The sequence below is a fragment of the Actinoplanes oryzae genome (genome assembly GCF_030757795.1).
GTDB lineage: Bacteria > Actinomycetota > Actinomycetes > Mycobacteriales > Micromonosporaceae > Actinoplanes.
On the sequence record NZ_JAUQWH010000006.1, the window covers coordinates 1 to 15,914 of the forward strand.

Consider the following 15,914-nt stretch of genomic DNA (forward strand, 5'->3'; position numbering starts at 1 on the left):
GCCGCAGCCCGTCCGCCTCCACGAACCGGCTGGTGAAGACGTCGGTGAAACCGTCGGGCAGCGGCAGCGAGCTCAGGTCTGTCATGCCGGGGACCATACCCATGTTGGAACGATCGGTACAAGATGTGTAGGTTGACGAACCATGGCAGGCCGCAAACAATTCGACGTGGACGAGGCGCTGCGCCGGGCGATGCTCGTCTTCTGGCGCTGGGGCTATGCGGAGGCCTCGGTCGAGCGCCTGACCGAGGGCACGGGCCTGGGCCGGGGCTCGCTCTACGGCACCTTCGGCGACAAGGGCGCCCTCTTCCGCAAGAGCCTGCTGCGGTACGCGGAGACCTACCACCCGCTCTACGACCAGGCCCTGGCCGGCCCCCACCCGGACCCGGGCGCCGCCGTGGCCGCCTTCCTGCGGGTGACCCTGAACCGCATCGCCGACCCGGCCGTCCCGGACGGCTGCCTGCTCACGATGTCGGTGGCGCAGCTGCCGGCCCTCGACGCGGAGAGCCAGGCATTGGTCCGCGAGACGGTGGGCCGGCTCCGGGCGATGTTGGAGCAGGCGCTGCTGGCGGCGGGCGCGGACGAGCGGGAGGCGGCCGAGCTGGCGCTGTGCACCGTGGCGGCCAACAAGTCGCTGGCGGTGCTGAGCCGCGGCGGGTTCCCGGGTGAGGACCTGGCAACCGTCGCCGCGGCCGCCGCCCGTCGCCCGTCGCGGCCCTGACCGGGCCGCCCGCCGCCCGTCGCGGCCCTGACCGGGCCGCCCGCCGCTCGTGGCGGGCCCCGGCCGGGCCGCCACCCGCCCGCCGCCCGTCCGTCGCGGCCCCGGCCGGGCCGCCCGCCGTCCGCGGCGGTGGCTTTCGGGTCAGCCGGCGTTGACCTGCAGGACCCAGGTGACGCCGAACCGGTCGGTGAGCATCCCGAAGCCGGGCGAGAAGGGCGACGGGCCGAACTTCTCGACGATCGTGGCGCCGGCGGACAGCTTGTCCCACAGCGTGCCGACCTCCTCGACGGTGTCGCCGCCGACGGCGACGAAGAACTTCTCGCCGGTCAGGGTCAGGCCGTCGGCGCGGGTCGTGGCGGTCGGTGCGGGTGCGGCCGGGGAGTGGCTGGGCGCGTCGTAGGCCGCGATGCGGAAGCCGCTGTCGGCGCTGACCTGGCCGAAGACGACCTTGTCGGCGTCCGGCAGGTCCCGGGGCATCCCGAAGTCGCCGTAGGCGACGACGGTGAGCTGTCCGCCGAACACGGACTGGTAGAACTCCAGGGCCTGGCGGGCGTCGCCACGGAAGTTGAGGTGGGTGGTGGTGGTGATGGCCATGACGGTGACTCCTGGTCCGGGCTCGGCGCTTGGTGCGCCGGCGTTGCACCGAGACTCGCAGGGGTAGGTGCCAGGAAGTGGCACCTACCTCGTACGGCTTCCGCTCAGCGGTGCGTGGCGACCAGGCGGCGCTCGCCCAGGCCGACCAGGGTGTCGGTGAGCTTGCCGAGCAGCGCGAGCAGGATGATGGCCAGGAGCATGATGTCCGTACGACCGGTGTTCTGGCTGTCGATGAGCAGGAAGCCCAGCCCCATCGACGAGGCGATCAGCTCGGCGGCGACCAGGAAGAGCCAGCCCTGCGCCAGGCCGAGCCGCAGTCCCGACAGCACGGCCGGGGTGGCCGCGGGCAGCAGGACCGTGGCGAGCAGGGCGACGCCGGACCGGCCGTAGGCCCGGCCCACCTCCACCAGGTGCGGGTCGATGTGGGCCAGGGCCGTGGACACCGTCGTGTAGACGGGGAAGAACGCGCCGATCGCCACGAGCACGATCTTCGGGGTCTCGCCGATGCCCAGCCACAGCAGCAGCAACGGGACCCACGCCAGCGACGGCACGGCCCGGACCGCCTGCACGGTGGGGGCGAGGGCGGCGCCGGCCGTACGCGACAGGCCCACCAGCCCGCCCAGCGCCAGCCCGAGCCCGGCGCCCGCCGCGAAGCCGATCAGGACGCGCTGGGTGCTGATGGCGATGTGGTGCCACAGCTCGCCGCGGCCCAGCAACTCACCGACGGCGGCGGTCACGTCGGCCGGCGGGGGCAGCTGCGCCGGCGAGAAGCGACCCGACGTCGCCGCCCACTGCCACAGACCCAGCAACACCAGCGGGAGTACGACCCCGAGCGCCGCACGGCCCCGTCCCAGCGTCACGGCGTGCTCCGCGCGGCGGCGAAGCGGGGCTCGAAGAGGGTGCCGACCGCGTCGCGGACGGACTGCTCGCTCTTCACGTCGCCGTCCGCCACGAGCACCGGCAGGATCGCGTCGAACACCGCCCGCTGCGCATCCCCGGGGACCGGGTCGGCATCCAGTTGCGTGCGTTCGGTGAGCACGAGCTCGGCGACCCGGGGCGAGATCCTGGCCTCCCGGGCGTAGAGCGCCGCCGCGTCGGCCGGGTGCTCCACGATCCACTTGCGAGCTCGCTCGTACGCGTCGACGACCGCCTGGGCCACCTCGGGCTGCGCCGCCAGGAAGGACTCGCGGGCGTTCAGGACCCCGTACGAGTTGAAGGCGACGTTGCGGTAGAGCAGCCGGGATCCCGCGTCGAGCTGGGACTGGGCCATGAGCGGGTCGAGGCCGGCCCAGGCGTCGACCTGGCCGCGTTCCAGGGCGGTGCGCCCGTCGGCGTGCTGCAGGTTGACCACGGTGACGTCCTTGCCGGACAGCCCGGCCTCGTCGAGGGCGCGCAGCAGGAAGAAGTACGGGTCGGTGCCCTTGGTGGCCGCCACCTTCCGGCCCTTGAGCTGCGCCACGCCGGTGATCGGGGAGCCCTTCGGCACCACGATCGCGGCCCATTCCGGTCGGCTGAAGACGGCGATGGTCTTGATCGGGGATCCGTTCGCCCGCGCCACGAGCGCTGCCGCGCCGGCCGTGGATCCGATGTCGAGGGCGTCGCCGCGCAGCCCCTCGTTGGCCTTGTTGCTGCCGGCGGAGAGCTGCCAGCTGACCGTCACGTTCCGGGCGGCCAGCTCGGTCTCCAGCCACTTCTGGTCGCGCAGCACGAGGCTGGCCGGGTTGTAGTACGCGTAGTCGAGCCGCAGCTGCGTCCCGGCCGTGCTGCTGCTGCTGCCGCTGTCGTCCTCGCCGGCCACGCATCCGCCGCTGACCAGCAGGGCCACCATCGCGACCGCCGCCAGCCCGGCCCGCACGATTCTCATCCCACTGCCTCCCGCTCCACGGTGCCCACACCCAGGGTCGTCAAGAGCTCGGCGCGCAAGGCGGCCAGGCTCGCGTCTCCACGGTCCCGCGGCCGGGGCGCCGCGATCTCCCGGATCGCCCGCACGCCCGCGGGGCCGCCGGCCCGGGACCCGAGCAGCACGACGCGATCGGCGAGGTACCCGGCCTCGTCCACGTCGTGCGTCACCAGCAGCACCGTCGTCCCCGCCGTCCGCTGGACCCCGAGCAGCAGGTCCTGCATCCGCAGCCGCGTCAACGCATCCAGTGCGGCGAACGGCTCGTCCAGCAGCAGCACCCCGGGGCGCCGCGCGAGCGCCCGGGCCAAGGCGGCCCGCTGCGCCATCCCGCCCGACACCTGCCGGGGCCGATGCCGGGCGAACGCCGCCAGCCCCACCACGTCCAGCCAGTACGCCACCGCCTCCCGCGCGGCAGCACCGGTCACGCCGCGCGGCAGTCCGAAGGCGACATTGCGCTCGAGCGTGCGCCACGGCAGCAGCCGAGGCTCCTGGAACATCACGGCGCACCGCGGCTCGTTGCCCCGCACCGGGCGCCCGTCGACCCGGACCGTGCCCGCCGTCGGCGTGTCGAGGCCGGCCGCGAGCCGCAGCAGCGTCGACTTCCCGCACCCGGACGGCCCGAGCAGCGCCACGATCTCGCCGGGCGCGACGGCCAGCGACACCCCGCCGAGGACGGCCCGCCGCTGCCGCCCGACCGCGAACTCCTTGCCCACCCCGGCGAACTCCAGCGCCACCGCGCCTGCCCGATCCGACACAGGCGCAGCGTACCTACAAATCCTACTGGCTTACTAGAGCAACTGATCGACGGTCTTCGCAGGCCGGCCGTCCCCGCGGAGGCTTACGCCGTCCCCGACGATGCGAAGCTGTTCGACCGCAGCCACGCCGTGAAGCAATGGGCCCTCGACCCCGAATCCGCCCGTGCGTCTCACTCGTCCACTGGGGAAGCTGACTCAGGAGGCTTTGCGCACCACCGAGCGCGGGCGGGATCCGAGGTGGCCCGGCGGGGATGCCTTACGCGCGCGAGAGCCCGCGGCCCGCGCGACGGCCGGCGGCGGCGCGGCGGCCGGTGACGGCGTGGTGGGTGGCGCGGCGGGTGGTGGCGGCGTGGTGGGTGGCGCGGCGGGTGTTGGCGGCGCGGCGGCCGGTGGTGGCGGGGCGGGTCGTGGCGGCGCGGGCGGGCGGGACTGCGGCGTCAGCGGGCGGGAGCGGGGCGGCAGGGGACGGGGGCGCATGGCGCGGAGCGGGTCCCAGCCCGGGGCGAAGGTGCGGCGGGCGGTGTCCAGGAGCAGGGCCCCGGCGACCGCGCCGACGGCGGGCGATCCGAGGAGCAGGCCGGCCACGGCGGCGGCGAGGCCGGTCCAGACGAGGACGCGGGCGCCGAGGTCGGCCACGCGGATGCCGGTCGGGCGCTCGTGGGTCCAGCCGGGCAGCCAGGCGACCGTGACGGCCAGGGCCACGGCCGCCAGGACCGCCGCGGCCGTCAGGACGCCGCGGGGCCAGCCGAAGTGGCCGCCGGCCGCGTAGACGCCGGAGAAGACGCAGCCCAGCCAGGCCTTGGCGAAGACCCATTGCGCGAGGCGGGTCAGGACGCCGTCGTCACCCATGCCGACCCCCTCGCCGCACGCGGCCCGGCAACGACGGCCGGAACCCTCACACCACCGACAGCGTACGGCCGCGACCGCCCTCGCGTCCCGGCCAGTCGACCCAGCCGGCGGATTCGAGCTCGGGGCGGCGTACCTCGAGCTGGCGCAGCAGGATCCCCTCGCGCAACCCCCACGGGCAGATGCGCAGCGAGTCGATCCGCAGGCCGCGCATCACCTCGTAGGCCACCACCGAGCCGGCGAGGATCTGCCGGGCCCGGTGCGAGGACACGCCCTGCAGCTCGGCGCGGCGCTCGGCGGGCAGCGCGCCGAGGCGTTCGATCCAGGGGCGCAGGGCGCGGCGGCGCAGCTCGCGGTCGACGAACGGGCCGCGGCGCTGGGGTGCCGCGCCGGTCAGCCGGGCGAGCTGCTGGAACGTCTTGGAGGCGGCCACCGCGGTCGCCGGCGCCTCCCAGGACGTGCGGGCGGCGATGCGCTTGATCCGGCTGCGGACGTGGCGCTGCAGGCCGGCGACGGCCGCGGGGGAGGGTGGATCCCCGTCGCTCAGGAACTCGCGGGTCAGCCGGCCGGCGCCCAGTGGCAGGGACAGCGCGCTCTCGGGCAGCCGGTCGCGGCCGAACGCCAGCTCGATCGAGCCGCCCCCGATGTCGGCCAGCAGCATCGGCCCGGCCCGCCAGCCCAGCCAGCGCCGGGCGGCCAGGAAGGTGAGCTGCGCCTCCTCCACACCGGACAGCAGGCCCAGGCGTACGCCGGTGGCCTCCTCGACCTGGGCCAGCACCTCGTCGCGGTCGGGGGAGTCGCGCACCACCGCGGTCGCGTACGCGAACAGCGAGTCCACCCGCGCGCCGGTGATCTCGCGCGTGGCCTCCCGCACCGCCGCGATCATGCGCTTGCGGCCGCGGGACGCCACCGACCCGTCCGGCCCGACCTGCTCGGCGACGCGGGTGCGCGCCTTCCAGGTGTGCACCGGCACGGGTACGCCCGACTCCGCGTCGGCGACCACCAGGTTCACCGTCGTGGATCCCACATCCAGCACCGCTATCCGCATCCGCGCCGCCTTCCCCGTCCGGCCGCAGCTAACCGTCGACGAAGCCTAAGCCGCCGGCCTGCGCAAAGTCCGGGAAAGAGAGCACGGGCACAGTCACGGCACCGCCATCCGGGCGGTGATCGTCGCGAAGTCCCGCTCCGGGATCCGGAACAGGCCGCGGCGGAACGGCAGGCCCCAGCGGGCGGGATCCGGAACGAAGGACAACTGCTCGACCAGCGGCTTCGCGTCCACCCGGAGGCAGGGGTGGAAGTCGGCCGCGAGCCGCCACGGCTGGAAGTCGTCGCTGACCCGGACCTGGTAGGGCGCGTCGCCGGTGACGGTGGCCCACGCGGTGAACTGCCGGACGGGCCTGCCGCCGTGCAGCGTCGTGCGCGGCGAGTAGAAGACCATCCCGTCGCCCGGCCGGGGCCGGCGCAGCCGCGTGCCCGCCCCGTGGTCCGCCTGGGTGAAGCCGCCCCGGACGGCCGCCTCGACGTGGTCCAGCGTGACGGTGTTGATCCAGAACTCAGGCACGGTCGTGCAGGGTGATCCGGTAGCCGTCGGGGTCGGCGAAGGTGAACGTGCGGCCGAAGGGGCCGTCGGTCGGCGCGGCGACGATGGTGTGGCCGTCGGCGGCGAGGGCGTCGTGGATGGCCTGTACATCGGTGGCGTGCAGCCAGATCGCCGCGCCGATGCCGGGCTGGGCGACGGCGTCGAGGTCGGTGCCCGGCACGACGTCGCGCAGCGCGAAGGCGATCGGCTCGGTGTCGAAGACGACGGCGTGCGGCGGGCCGGCCGGGGAGCGGACGAGGCCGAGGTAGCGCTCGTAGAAGGCCTGCGAGGCGTCGAGGTCGCGCGCCTGCAGGGAGAGGAAGTCGGGGCCGGTGGCGGGCATGTCGGTGCTCCTTCGCGTGGCGGCGTGGTGCGTGTCAGTATCCTGACACGTACCACGGTATGTCAGAATGCTGACATGAGTCAAGGCGGCGCCGGCATCGACCTGGAGAAGTCCCTGGGCTACCTGCTGAAGGAGGCGTCGAGCGCCCTGCGCACGGCCATGGAGGAGGTGCTGCGGCCGCTCGGGATGAGCGTGACGCACTACTCGTGCCTCGAGCTGCTGGCGCAGCGGCCGGGGCTGTCGAACTCCGAGCTCGCGCGGGGCGCGTTCGTGACCCGGCAGTCGATGAACACGCTGCTGCAGGCCCTGGAGCGGGACGACTACGTGACCCGGCCCGCGGCGGCGCCGGTCGGCAAGGTGCTCCCGGCGCGGCTCACCCCGCGCGGGCGGCGCAGCCTGGAGAAGGCGACCGTGGCGGTCCGGTCCGTCGAGGTCCGCATGCTGGCCGGCCTCTCCGAGGAGGATCAGGCCGAGGCGCTGCGACTCCTGCGAAGCATGGTCCGGTCGCTGCGCGCATAAGGCGGACAGCGGCATGGTCTGGTCGTTGGGCGCGTAGGGCGGACACGCCGAGGGCCCGCGAACCGCCGGGAAGGTGGCGGTCCGCGGGCCCCTACTCGGGTGCGGGTCGAGCCGTGGGTCAGCTGAGCGGCGGGTACGCGTTCGCCATCAGCTGCTGGAACTGCGCGGAGAACCAGGCGCCGGAGATCGGCGCGTTCGGCAGGGCGCCGCTCGGGTTGTTGCCGTTGCGGGCGTTACCGGTGTAGGTCGGGTCGCACATCCGGTCGAAGCCCTTGCCCTCGTCGTTCGGGATCAGCGTGCTGGAGCCGTCCGACTCGCCCGGGGGCTTGACCCAGACGTAGGCGTCGATGCCGGAGGCCGGGTTCGCCTGCGGCCGCTCGCCGAGGCCGGCACCGCTCTGGTTGCACCAGTTGCCGGCGTGGATCCGGCGGTCGATGCGCGACTGGTTGACGAAGGTGTCGACGTCGGTCGCGGTGCTCGGGCCGGTGGGCCGGGCCGAGCCGCCCCAGCCGTTGCGGGAGGTGTCGATCAGCATGCCGATGCCGGAGTTGAAGCCGACCGAGACGAGCTGGTTGCGGAACGCCTGGGCGAACGTGAGCTCGTCGGTGTACTGGTTCCAGTCGACCCACTTGGACTGGCGCACCGAGACGCCGTTGACCGTGGTGGTCGGCTGCACGTACGGCTCCCGCAGCGCCGAGTAGTTGGCGGTGTTGACGATGAAGCCGTGCACGTTGTTCACGCTGCCGGAGGCCTGGGCGGCCTGCAGCAGGATGTTGGCGGTGGGCAGGAAGTTGCTGTCCCAGCCGATCCAGCCGTGGTGGGCGGCGTCGACGTAGTTGTAGGTGTTGCCGAGGGCGCCCAGCTTGTTCAGCGCGTACCCGACGCCCTGCACGTAGCCGCCGTTGGCCTTCATGGTGTCGCACATCGCCGTGCCGCCGGCCTGGCCCGAGGTGTTGGTGACCAGGTTGGGCAGCGAGTCGATCTCGATGATGTTGATGATGCGCAGGCTCGCGTACTTGGGGTCGGCCTGGATCGCGGCGATCGGGTCGATGTACTCGCTCTTGTAGCGGGGCAGGTCGTTCGGGCCCAGCTCGCCGTTGGACGCCAGGGCGGCGCAGTCGCGGCCCGGCAGGTTGTAGATGACGAACTGGATGTAGCCGGCGCCCTGGGTCAGCGCCCGGTCGAGGTGGTCGCGCACGCCCATCGAGCCGTTGGAGCTGCTGTCCTCGGTGCCCTCGATGGCGGCGATGCGGTCGAGCCACACCGCGGTCGGGTTGTTGGAGACGCGGCTGCCGCCGGGCTCGGCGTTGGCCTTGGCCTGCCACTCCGGGTTGCGGTAGCCCTGGACCCCGGCGTACGGGTTGTCGACCTTGCTGCCGGCGGGCGGCGGCGTGGTCGGGTTCGACGGGCCGGGGTTGGACGGCGTCGGGTTCGACGGCGACGGCGTGCCGGGGCCGGCGCTGCCGGTGCAGACCGTGCCGTTGAGCGAGAACGACGCCGGGGCGGTGTTGGTGCCGGAGTAGTCGGCGTTGAAGCCGAACGTCGCCGACGCGCCGGTGGCCAGCGAGGAGGCCCACGACGGGCCGGTGGCCGTGACGTGCGTGCCGCTCTGGGTGACCGTGGCGCTCCAGCCCTGGGTGACGCGCTGGTTGCCGGCGAAGTCCCACTCGAGGCGCCAGCCGCCGGTGATGGGGTCGCCCAGGTTGGTGACGCTGACGTTGCCCGTGAAGCCGGTGCTCCACGAGTTGGCGGAGTAGGAGACGCGGCAGCCGGCGGCCGCGCTGGCCTGGGTGGCGGCCACGACGCCGAGACCGGTGACCAGCGCGGCGGCGCCGGCCACGGTCACGAGCCGTCTGGCCGCGGGGGGAAGTCGGAGACTCATCGCAGATTGCTCCTCAGAGGACGGAGAGCAAGACAGGGGATCGACACTCATCGGTGTCTGTTGCATCACAGCCTGACATGGGAGCGCTCCCAGCGCAATAGGCCGTTAATGAATCCGAAACTTTCAGGAAACCCCGGCGCAGGACGGGGTCGCCGAGGGGGCGGCGCCGGTGCCCTGGAAGCCGAACTCCGTGCTCGCGCCCGCGGCCAGCCGGCCGTTGTACGCGACGTTCGTGAACCGCACGGTCCCGGTCGACGACCCGGCCGCGGCGCTCCAGGTGCTGGTCACGGAGGTGCCGGTCGGGAGGGCAAGGGTCGCGGTCCAGCCGTTCAGCGAGGAAAGAGCTGTCACCTTCACCGTGGCGACGAATCCGCCACTCCACGAGTTGACCGACAGCGTCGCCGCGCAGGAGCCCGCGGGCTGCGAGGGCTGCGAGGGCGGCGGCGTGGACGGCGAGGTTCCCCCGAAGACGGCCGCTTCGCGGGAGGTGGCGGCGATGCCGTTGGCCCCGGCGAACAGACGCTGGCCCCACGAGGTCAGCGCGGCGTTGTCGAAGTTGGTCACCAGGTCGAGGTACTCGACGCCGCCGCCGTTGCCGCTCCACGACCAGCCGAGGTAGCCCACCCCGAGCTGCTGGGCGGTGGCCATGATCGCGTCCTCGTCCGGGTCGCCGTCGGAGTGCAGGTTGCCGAACTCGCCGATCACCAGCGGCAGCCCGGCCGTGCGGAAGCGCCCGAGATAGTCGGTCACCTCCGCGGCGGTGTCGAAGACCCCGTACATGTGGATCGAGAAGATGGTGTTGCGGCGCGGGTCGGCGGCGAACACGGCGGCCGCGTTGTCGCGCATGACGAACTGCCAGTCCTGGCCCCAGTTCGGCGCGTCGACCATGATCGCGTGCTCGAAGCCGGCCGCGCGCAGCCGCGTGATCGCGTTCGTGGTGGCGCCGGTCCAGGCGGTGGCGTTGGTGTTGCCGTACGGCTCGTTGCCGATGTTGAGGATGACGTAGGCCTCCTGGCCCGCGAGGGCGGACTTCACGCTGATCCAGTAGTCGACGGCCTGGTCGAGGGTCGCGGCGCCGGCCTGCTCGCCGTAGCCGGTGGTGTCGTGCGCCTCGAGCACGCAGATCAGCCGGTTGGCCTTGCACTGGCCGATGAGCGTGGTGATCTCGGCGGCGCTGGTCGGCCCCCAGCGCTGCCCGCTGCCCAGGACCACGCGTACGGTGTTCGCGCCGCGCGCCTTGATGTCGGCGAGCGCCTGCGGGGTGCGGCTGGTGTACCACGCGTGCGGGTGGTTGACGCCGCGCATGACGAACTCGGTGCCGGTGGCGTCGAGGACGCGGGTGCCGCTCACGGTGAATCCGGACGCGGCGAAGGCCGGCCGGGCGGCGAGCCCGACGGCGAGCGCGGCGACCAGGACCGCCAGGGCGGCCAGGATCTTCTTTGTCACGGGGAGCCCTCCATCGCTGTGGATGCGCTCCCACGATGGATTGACGCCGGTCTTTGTATGTCGGCGCCGGCGAGAAGTCAACAGCGCGGCCGGAATCCACCCGGTCGGTGCCAGTTTGTTTCGGGAACTTGACATCCACGTAACGCGGCGGAATGGTATGGGAGCGCTCCCACAACGACGTACGTCAATGTATATGGGAGGATCCCACGTGCGCCCCCTACGCACAGCCGTTCTCATAGCCGCGTTCGCGCTGACCGGAGCCGCCACGGTCGCCGTGCCGCTGGTCGCTCAGCAGGGCGCCCGGGCCGCGGCCGCCGACGCGTACAGCTGGAAGAACGTCCGCATCGACGGCGGCGGCTTCGTGCCGGGCGTCGTCTTCAGCCGGGCCGAGCGCAACCTGATCTACGCGCGCACCGACATCGGCGGCGCCTACCGGTGGAACCAGTCGAGCCAGAGCTGGACCCCGCTGCTGGACTGGGTGGGACGCGACAAGTGGGGCTGGAACGGCGTGCTCAGCATCGCCGCGGATCCCGTCGACGCCGACCGGGTCTACGCCGCCGTCGGGATGTACACCAACAGCTGGGACCCGAACAACGGCGCCATCCTGCGCTCGTCGGACCGCGGCGCCACGTGGCAGGCGACCACGCTGCCGTTCAAGGTCGGCGGCAACATGCCGGGCCGGGGCATGGGCGAGCGGCTGGCCGTGGATCCCGCGAACAACCGCACCGTCTACTTCGCGGCCGAGGGCGGCAACGGGCTGTGGCGCAGCACCGACTCCGGCGCCACGTGGGCGAAGGTCACCGCCTTCCCCAACGCCGGCAACTACGTCGCCGACCCGTCGGACACCAGCGGCTACCAGAGCCAGAACCAGGGGCTGACCTGGGTCACCTTCGGCGAGGCGGGCACGGTCTTCGTCGGCGTGGCGGACAAGCAGAACCCCGTCTACCGCAGTACGGACGGCGGGACGACGTGGGAGCGGATCCCCGGCCAGCCGACCGGCTATCTCGCGCACAAGGGCGTCGTGCAGGGCAAGTACCTGTTCATCGCCACGAGCGACACCGGCGGCCCGTACGACGGCGGGGCCGGGCAGGTGCAGCGCCTGGACACCACCACCGGCACGTGGACCGACATCAGCCCGACGCCGGCCGGGACCTCCGACGCGTACTACGGCTATGCGGGGCTGACCGCCGACCGGCAGCACCCGGGCACGATCATGGTCGCCACGCAGATCTCGTGGTGGCCGGACGCGATCTTCTTCCGCAGCACCGACTACGGCGCCACGTGGACCCGGATCTGGGACTTCGCCGGGTATCCCAGCGTCGCGAAGCGGTACACCATGGACATCTCCGCGAACCCCTGGCTGGACTTCAACACCAACCCGCAGCCGCCGGAGTCCACGCCGAAGCTCGGCTGGATGAACGAGTCGCTCGAGATCGACCCCTTCGACTCGAACCGGCTGCTCTACGGCACCGGCGCCACGCTCTACGGCACCACGCAGCTGACGAACTGGGACAGCAACACGACCTTCACGATCAAGCCGATGGCCAAGGGCATCGAGGAGACGGCCGTGCTCGACCTGGCCGCCCCGCCCACCGGGGCCCCGCTGGTCAGCGCGCTCGGCGACATCGGCGGCTTCCACCACGCCTCGCTCGACGCGGTCCCGCCCACCTTCCACGACACCCCGAGCCTGGGATCCAACACGAGCCTGGACTTCGCCGAGCTGAGCCCGCAGGTGTTCGCCCGGGTGGGCAACGGCGACGCGGCCCCGCACCTCGGCGTCTCCAGCGACGGCGGCAAGAACTGGTACGCCGGGCAGGAACCCGCCGGCGTCACGGGCGGCGGCACCATCGCGGTCGGCGCCGACGCGGGCTCGTTCGTGTGGTCGCCGGCCGGCGTGGGCGTGCACTACTCCACCACCCGGGGCAGCAGCTGGACCGCCGCCACGGGCGTGCCGGCGGGCGCCAGGGTCGAGTCGGACAGGGTCAACCCCAAGACCTTCTACGCGTACGCCGGGAGCAGCGTCTACGTCAGCAAGGACGGCGGCGCCACCTTCGCCGCCACGGCCGCCCTCACCGCCCGCAACCTCAAGGCGGTCCCGGGCCGGACCGGCGACGTGTGGCTGGCCGGCGAGTCCGGGCTGCACCGCTCGACCGACGCCGGAACCACGTTCACCAAGGTCGCGTCCGTCACCTCGGCGATCAACGTGGCGTTCGGCAAGGCGGCGCCCGGCGCCTCCTACCCGGCCGTCTACCTGGTCGGCGTGGTCGACGGCATGGACGGCGTGTTCCGCTCCGACGACGCGGGCGCCACCTGGGTCCGAATCAACGACGCCCAGCACCAGTACGGCAACTCCGGCGACGCGCTCGCCGCCGACCCGAACGTCTACGGCCGCGTCTACCTGGGCACCAACGGCCGCGGCATCCTCTACGCCGACCGGCTCGGCGGCTCGACGCCCAGCTCGTCCGGCAGCGCCACACCGTCGGCATCCGCGTCCGCGTCCGCATCCGCGTCTGCGTCCCCGCCTCCGGCCACGGGATGCACGGCGACCTACCGCGTGACCAACTCCTGGTCCGGTGGATTCCAGGCCGAGGTGACCGTGCAGAACGGCGCCACCGCGAGCACCGCCTGGACCGCCACGTGGACCCTGCCGTCCGGTCAGGCGGTCACCCAGGTCTGGAACGGCGTGCTCAGCCAGTCCGGCTCGGCCGTCACCGTCCGCAACGCCGCCTACAACGGCTCCCTCGCCGCCCAGGCCGGCACGACGTTCGGCCTCACCGGCACCGGCCCGGCCACCGCTCCCACGCTCACCTGCGCGCGCTCCTGAAAGGGGACCTCGATGAAAGTCCGTAACAGATTCCTGCTGGCGGCGGCGAGCGCGATCCTCGCCGCGACCGCCGGGGTGGTGGTCCTGACCAGCGGCCCGGCCGAGGCGCACGGCGCGATGATGGTGCCCGGCAGCCGTACGTACCTGTGCTGGAAGGACAGCGTCGGCTCGACCGGCCAGGTGCAGCCCAAGAACCCGGCGTGCGCGGCCGCCATCGCGCAGAGCGGCCCCAGCTCGATGTACAACTGGTTCGCCGTGCTGCGCTCCGACGGCGCCGGCCGCACCTCCGGCTTCATCCCCGACGGCCAGCCGTGCAGCGGGGGCACCGGCGGCCCGTACGACTTCACCGGCTTCAACCTGGCCCGCGCCGACTGGCCCGTCACGCACCTGACCTCGGGCGCGCCGCTGCGCTTCGACTACAACAACTGGGCGAAACACCCGGGCACCTTCCGGCTCTACATCACCAAGGACACGTGGAGCCCGACCCGCCCGCTCGCCTGGAGCGACCTGGAGTCCCAGCCGTTCTCGACGGTCACCAACCCCGAGTCGGTCGGCGGGCCCGGCACCGAGGACGGGCGCTACTCGTGGACGGCGAACCTGCCGTCGGGCAAGAGCGGCCGGCACCTCATCTACTCGGTGTGGGCGCGCTCGGACAGCCAGGAGACGTTCTACGGCTGCTCGGACGTCGTCTTCGACGGCGGCAACGGCGAGGTGACCGGGGTCGGCGACGGCACGACCCAGCCCACCACTCCGCCGCCCTCGAACCCCACGACGCCGCCTCCGGCCGGCAGCTCGTGCTCCGCCGCGTACACGTTGAGCAGCTCGTGGACCGGCGGCTTCCAGGGCGAGATCAAGGTGACCGCGACCACCGCGGTGGCCAACTGGGCGGTGCGCTTCACCTGGCCCGGTGGCCAGAGCTCGAGCCAGGCGTGGGGCGGTGTCATCAGCACCGCCGGCACCGCGGCGACGGTCAGCCCCGAATCGTGGAACCGCAGCCTGGCGGCCGGGGGCACGGCCACGGTCGGCTTCCTCGGCAGCGGCACCGGACCCACATCGCTGCCCGACCTGACCTGCGCGCCCGTCTGACCTTTGCCGGCGCGGGCCCGTGGTTCCACCGCCACGGGTCCGCCATCCCCTGGGAGTTTCCGTGCGTCCACGTCACGTCCTCGCCGCCGCGCTCGCCTCCGTCGCGGTAGCCGGTGTCACGATGCTCGCCGCGCCGGCCGCCGACGCCGCCGAGTCCCCCTACTACGTCGACCCGCAGACCTCGGCCGCCCGCTGGGTCGCCGCCAACCCCGGCGACTCGCGCGCCGCCGTCATCCGCGACCGCATCGCGAGCGTCCCGCAGGCGCGCTGGTTCGCCTCCTACAACCCGGGCACGGTCCAGTCCGAGGTGGACAGCCTCACCGCCGCCGCGGCGCAGGCGGGCAAGACCCCGATCATGGTGCTCTACAACATCCCCGGCCGCGACTGCTCCGGCGCCAGCGCGGGCGGCGCCCCGGACCACGCCTCCTACCGGGCCTGGATCGACCGGGTCGCCGCGGGACTGCAGGGCCGCGCCGCCGCCATCATCCTGGAACCGGACGTACTCAGCCTGATGAGCAACTGCCAGAGCCAGGACCTGCAGAACCAGGTGTACGCCTCCATGGCGTACGCGGGTAAGAAGCTGAAGGCGGCCTCCGCGCGCGCCAAGGTCTACTTCGACGCGGGACACTCGGCGTGGCTGGCCCCCGCCGACATCGCCGCCCGCCTCAACCGCGCCGAGATCGCCACGAGCGCCGACGGGATCGCCGTCAACGTGTCCAACTACCGGACCACGGCGGAGACCATCCCGTACGTCCGCAACGTCATCGCCGCGACCGGCGTGAGCGGCCTCAAGGGCGTCATCGACACCAGCCGCAACGGCAACGGGCCCGCGGGCAGCGAGTGGTGCGACCCGGCCGGGCGGGCGATCGGCACCCCGTCGACCGATCAGGTGGCCGATCCCATTCTGGACGCGTACCTGTGGATCAAACTGCCCGGTGAGGCGGACGGGTGCATCGCCGCGGCGGGCCAGTTCGTGCCGCAGCGGGCGTACGACCTGGCGATCGCCGCCGGTCCCGTGCCGACCTCGCCCAGCGCTCCGACTCCCAGCGCTTCGACGCCGGCCAACCCGGGTGCCTGCGCGGTCTCCTACTCCAGCAATCAGTGGGCGACGGGCTTCACGGCCGACCTGCGCATCACCAACGGCGGCCCGCCGCTCTCCTCGTGGCGCCTGACCTTCACGGTCGGCTCGACGGTCAGCGTGAGCAACGGCTGGAACGGCGTCTGGAGCCAGTCGGGCACCACCGTCACCGTGGCGAACCCGTCGTGGGCGGGCGGCCTGCCGAACGGCGGCTCGGTGACCACGGGATTCCAGGCGACCTTCACCGGATCCCCGGGCACGCCGAGCGGTTTCGCCCTCAACGGCACGCCCTGCACGGCGACCGTGTAGAGCCCCCGGCCGGTCCGGTCCTGCCCCCGGGCCCC

At 73.0% G+C, this 15,914-nt stretch carries 15 protein-coding genes; 5 read left to right on the forward strand and 10 right to left on the reverse strand.

Annotated elements, in window-relative coordinates:
* Positions 1 to 142 precede the first annotated feature (142 nt).
* Positions 143 to 718 (forward strand): TetR/AcrR family transcriptional regulator, encoded by a 576-nt coding sequence (locus tag RBH18_RS03735; protein ID WP_306204456.1) that lies wholly within the window; start codon positions 143 to 145, stop codon positions 716 to 718.
* A gap of 141 nt (positions 719 to 859) precedes the next feature.
* Here RBH18_RS03735 and RBH18_RS03740 read toward each other — a convergent pair whose 3' ends face one another.
* From RBH18_RS03740 to RBH18_RS03775, 8 genes are all read right to left on the reverse strand, one after another.
* Positions 860 to 1,312, reverse strand: coding sequence for a VOC family protein (locus RBH18_RS03740; RefSeq protein WP_306204457.1), 453 nt, complete (start codon positions 1,310 to 1,312; stop codon positions 860 to 862).
* A 104-nt stretch (positions 1,313 to 1,416) separates the two neighbouring features.
* Positions 1,417 to 2,172 carry an ABC transporter permease gene (locus tag RBH18_RS03745; protein WP_306204458.1) on the reverse strand — a complete coding sequence of 252 codons (756 nt, stop codon included), beginning with the start codon at positions 2,170 to 2,172 and terminating at the stop codon, positions 1,417 to 1,419.
* Positions 2,169 to 3,176: an aliphatic sulfonate ABC transporter substrate-binding protein gene (locus RBH18_RS03750; RefSeq protein ID WP_306204460.1), complete on the reverse strand. Its 1,008-nt coding sequence runs from the start codon at positions 3,174 to 3,176 to the stop codon at positions 2,169 to 2,171. Before RBH18_RS03750 ends, RBH18_RS03745 begins: the two co-directional genes overlap by 4 nt.
* Positions 3,173 to 3,967: an ABC transporter ATP-binding protein gene (locus tag RBH18_RS03755; protein WP_306204461.1), complete on the reverse strand. Its 795-nt coding sequence runs from the start codon at positions 3,965 to 3,967 to the stop codon at positions 3,173 to 3,175. Before RBH18_RS03755 ends, RBH18_RS03750 begins: the two co-directional genes overlap by 4 nt.
* Positions 3,968 to 4,162: 195 nt before the next feature.
* A complete protein-coding gene (locus tag RBH18_RS03760; protein WP_306204462.1) occupies positions 4,163 to 4,816 on the reverse strand; it encodes a hypothetical protein in 654 nt (217 codons plus the stop codon).
* 46 nt (positions 4,817 to 4,862) lie between these two features.
* Positions 4,863 to 5,861, reverse strand: coding sequence for a Ppx/GppA phosphatase family protein (locus tag RBH18_RS03765; protein WP_306204463.1), 999 nt, complete (start codon positions 5,859 to 5,861; stop codon positions 4,863 to 4,865).
* Positions 5,862 to 5,954: 93 nt separating this feature from the next.
* Positions 5,955 to 6,374, reverse strand: coding sequence for an EVE domain-containing protein (locus tag RBH18_RS03770; protein WP_306204464.1), 420 nt, complete (start codon positions 6,372 to 6,374; stop codon positions 5,955 to 5,957).
* The gene (locus tag RBH18_RS03775; RefSeq protein WP_306204466.1) at positions 6,367 to 6,735 is read right to left on the reverse strand and encodes a VOC family protein; all 369 of its coding nucleotides are present in this window, start codon (positions 6,733 to 6,735) and stop codon (positions 6,367 to 6,369) included. Before RBH18_RS03775 ends, RBH18_RS03770 begins: the two co-directional genes overlap by 8 nt.
* A gap of 75 nt (positions 6,736 to 6,810) precedes the next feature.
* Between RBH18_RS03775 and RBH18_RS03780 the strand changes: the two genes are divergently transcribed.
* Positions 6,811 to 7,254: a MarR family winged helix-turn-helix transcriptional regulator gene (locus RBH18_RS03780; protein ID WP_306204468.1), complete on the forward strand. Its 444-nt coding sequence runs from the start codon at positions 6,811 to 6,813 to the stop codon at positions 7,252 to 7,254.
* A gap of 118 nt (positions 7,255 to 7,372) precedes the next feature.
* On the opposite strand, the gene RBH18_RS03785 is transcribed toward RBH18_RS03780, so the two are convergent.
* Positions 7,373 to 9,136, reverse strand: a complete 1,764-nt coding sequence (locus tag RBH18_RS03785; RefSeq protein ID WP_306204469.1) for a glycoside hydrolase family 6 protein — start codon at positions 9,134 to 9,136, stop codon at positions 7,373 to 7,375.
* 123 nt (positions 9,137 to 9,259) lie between these two features.
* Positions 9,260 to 10,582, reverse strand: a complete 1,323-nt coding sequence (locus tag RBH18_RS03790; RefSeq protein ID WP_306204470.1) for a cellulase family glycosylhydrolase — start codon at positions 10,580 to 10,582, stop codon at positions 9,260 to 9,262.
* A 208-nt stretch (positions 10,583 to 10,790) separates the two neighbouring features.
* Between RBH18_RS03790 and RBH18_RS03795 the strand changes: the two genes are divergently transcribed.
* The 3 genes from RBH18_RS03795 to RBH18_RS03805 all read left to right on the forward strand — a co-directional run bounded on the left by RBH18_RS03795 (position 10,791) and on the right by RBH18_RS03805 (position 15,879).
* Positions 10,791 to 13,406 carry a cellulose binding domain-containing protein gene (locus tag RBH18_RS03795; RefSeq protein WP_306204471.1) on the forward strand — a complete coding sequence of 872 codons (2,616 nt, stop codon included), beginning with the start codon at positions 10,791 to 10,793 and terminating at the stop codon, positions 13,404 to 13,406.
* Between the two features lie 12 nt (positions 13,407 to 13,418).
* The gene (locus tag RBH18_RS03800; protein WP_306204472.1) at positions 13,419 to 14,492 is read left to right on the forward strand and encodes a lytic polysaccharide monooxygenase auxiliary activity family 9 protein; all 1,074 of its coding nucleotides are present in this window, start codon (positions 13,419 to 13,421) and stop codon (positions 14,490 to 14,492) included.
* Positions 14,493 to 14,553: 61 nt separating this feature from the next.
* The gene (locus RBH18_RS03805) at positions 14,554 to 15,879 is read left to right on the forward strand and encodes a glycoside hydrolase family 6 protein (RefSeq protein WP_306204473.1); all 1,326 of its coding nucleotides are present in this window, start codon (positions 14,554 to 14,556) and stop codon (positions 15,877 to 15,879) included.
* Positions 15,880 to 15,914 lie beyond the last annotated feature (35 nt).